2 protein-coding genes and 1 pseudogene are annotated in these 2801 nt (G+C 64.4%); all 3 read right to left on the reverse strand.

Features of this window, described 5'->3' with window-relative positions:
* A pseudogene (locus EN993_RS34120) lies at positions 1–256 on the reverse strand (hypothetical protein); the annotation flags it as partial.
* A 5-nt stretch (positions 257–261) separates the two neighbouring features.
* Complete coding sequence (locus EN993_RS34125; RefSeq protein WP_127266076.1) at positions 262–1569, reverse strand: replication-associated recombination protein A; 1308 nt, start codon at positions 1567–1569, stop codon at positions 262–264.
* 47 nt (positions 1570–1616) lie between these two features.
* The coding region (locus EN993_RS34130; protein WP_127266077.1) for a Do family serine endopeptidase at positions 1617–2801 on the reverse strand (1185 nt) is incomplete at its 5' end.

The raw sequence follows: 2801 nt of genomic DNA on the forward strand, positions 1-2801 counted from the left end.
GTGCGGGCGGCGGCACCGCTGCCCGCACTTCGGGCACTGTCGGCGGGACGGGAGCAGGCGGCGGCCTGGTTGAGGCCTCGAACTGCTGCGGCGTCAGGATGTCGACCGACACCCGCTCTTCCTCCAGCCGTTTCGGCGGCTTCGGCAGCGGCATCACGGCCAGCATCGCAGCGAGAAGCGCGTGGAGAGCGACCGCGGCGGAAATGCCCCAAGGCGAAGCCTCGTTTCGAAGCGTGACGACGACCGGGTCACGCAAACCCGCTATTCCCGCTCTTTGCGCAGCTTCGCCCAATAATCGAGCCGCTTCCTGATGTCGCGCTCGAAGCCGCGCTCGGGCGGATCATAGAAGGTCTGGCGGCCCATCTTCTCGGGAAAGTAATCCTGCCCCGAAAAGGCATCCGGCTCGTCATGGTCGTAACGATAGCCGGCGCCGTAATCCTCCTCTTTCATCAGCTTGGTCGGCGCGTTGAGGATGTGCTTGGGCGGCAGCAGCGAGCCATGTTCCTTCGCGGCCCGCGTGGCCGCTTTGAAAGCGTTGTAGACGGCGTTGGATTTGGGTGCGGTGGCGAGATAGACGGTGGCCTCGGCAAAGGCGAGTTCGCCCTCGGGCGAGCCAAGATAGTCGTAGGCGTCCTTGGCGGCGTTGGCGACGACAAGCGCCTGCGGGTCGGCAAGGCCGATGTCCTCCATCGCCATGCGCACCAGCCGGCGGCCGAGATAGAGCGGATCCTCGCCGGCATCGAACATACGCGCAAGATAGTAGAGCGCCGCATCGGGGTCCGAACCGCGCACCGATTTGTGCAGCGCCGAGATCAGATTGTAGTGGCCGTCCTGGCCCTTGTCATAAATCGGCGCGCGGCGCTGCACGATGCGCTGCAATCCCTCGGGATTGAAGACCTCGCCGGGCTTTGCCGCCCGCCAGACTTCCTCTGCGAGGGTAAGAGAGGCGCGGCCGTCGCCATCGCTCATGCGGATCAGCATGGCGCGCGCCTCGTCGTCGAGCGGCAGCGCCCTGCCCTCGGTCTCCTCGGCCCGCGTCATCAGCTTGGCGATGCTCTCCTCGCCAAGCGAATGGAAGACCAGAACGCGCGCGCGGGATAACAAGGCCGCATTCAGTTCGAAGGACGGGTTTTCGGTCGTGGCGCCAACCAGCACGACGGTTCCGTCTTCCATGACAGGGAGGAAACTGTCCTGCTGGGCGCGGTTGAAGCGATGGATCTCGTCGACGAACAGCAAGGTCTGGCGGCCATTGGCGCGGCGTAGCTTGGCTGCTTCGAACACCTTCTTCAGGTCGGCGACACCGGAAAAGACCGCTGATATCTGCTCGAAGGCCAGGCTGGTTTCGCCGGCGAGCAGCCGCGCCACCGTGGTCTTGCCGGTACCGGGCGGACCCCAGAAGATCATTGAGCCGAGCGAACCAGAACCAATCAGCCTGGTCAGCGCGCCGTCAGGGCCGGTCAGATGCTCCTGGCCGACGACCTCGCCAAGATTCTTGGGCCGCAGCCTGTCGGCCAGCGGCCTCCCAAGCGGCGCCTTTTCCGGTTCATCGACGCTGAACAGATCGGCCATGCACTTCTTTTTCGTTGGAGCATGAGCCCGAATTCATGGGTCGTGCTCTAATAACGCAACACCTGACGCAGTATCTGCCCGCCACGCTCTACGGTAAAGCGCCACCAGCGCGTATCCGTCTTGGCCGCCTGCTCCAGGGTCGCGGCGGTATCGATGGTGGTGCCGTTCACTTCGCGCACGATGTCGCCCGGCTGGAAACCGAAATCGGCGGCCGGCGAATCGCGGTTGATGTCGACCACGGTGACGCCCTTGATGTCGGTGCGCAGGCCAAGCTTCTGGGCGAGCCGAGGCGATAGTTCCGCGACCTTGGCGCCTGAGAACGGGCTGCGGCCGTGCAGCGTCACTTCGGCAGCCTTCATGCCTTCCGGAGCGCGCTCCAGCGCGATGTCCATCGCCGCTTGCTGGCCTTTGGTCAGAACCGCGAAATTCGCGGTGGTGCCTATCGACAGCGTCGCCATCCGGTAGTCCAGAGCTTCGATGCTTTCGACCGGCTTGCCGTTGAGCTGCAGCACGACGTCACCGGGCTTGAGCCCTGCCTTGGCGGCCGGTCCGGTCGCCTCGACGGACGAGACCAGTGCACCGGTCGGCTTCTCCATGCCGAGCGATTCGGCGATCTGCGGCGTCACCGCTTCGAACTCGGCGCCGATATAGGGCCGCTCGAAGAAGTCGAGCCCGGCCTTGGCCGCGTCGGCAAAGGCGCGAACCATGTTCGAGGGAATGGCAAAGCCAATGCCGATTGAGCCGCCGCTGCGGCTGTAGATGGCCGTGTTGATGCCGACCAGCTGGCCGCCCATGTTGATCAGCGCACCGCCGGAATTGCCCGGATTGATTGCGGCGTCGGTCTGGATGAAGAAGCTTGAGTCGGAAACACCGATATGGCTACGGGCAAGTGCCGAGACGATACCGCTGGTGGTGGTCTGACCGACGCCAAAGGGGTTGCCGATGGCCAGCAGCAGATCGCCGACCTCGAGCGCATCGGAATCGCCGATGGCAATGACCGGAAACGGCTTGTCCGAGGTGATCTTGAGCACGGCAAGGTCGAGCGTCTCGTCCTTGAGCAGCACCTTGCTGTCGAACTCGCGCCCGTCCGCGGTCGCCACCTTGACCTGATCGGCATCCTTGATGACGTGGTAATTGGTGACCACGACGCCGGTCGGGTCGACCAGCACGCCGGAACCCAAGGAAGACTGCGCCCGCGGCTGCGAACGACCGAAGAATTCCTCGAAGAAGGG

This window comes from Mesorhizobium sp. M7D.F.Ca.US.004.01.2.1, assembly GCF_003997785.1.
Lineage (GTDB): Bacteria > Pseudomonadota > Alphaproteobacteria > Rhizobiales > Rhizobiaceae > Mesorhizobium > Mesorhizobium loti.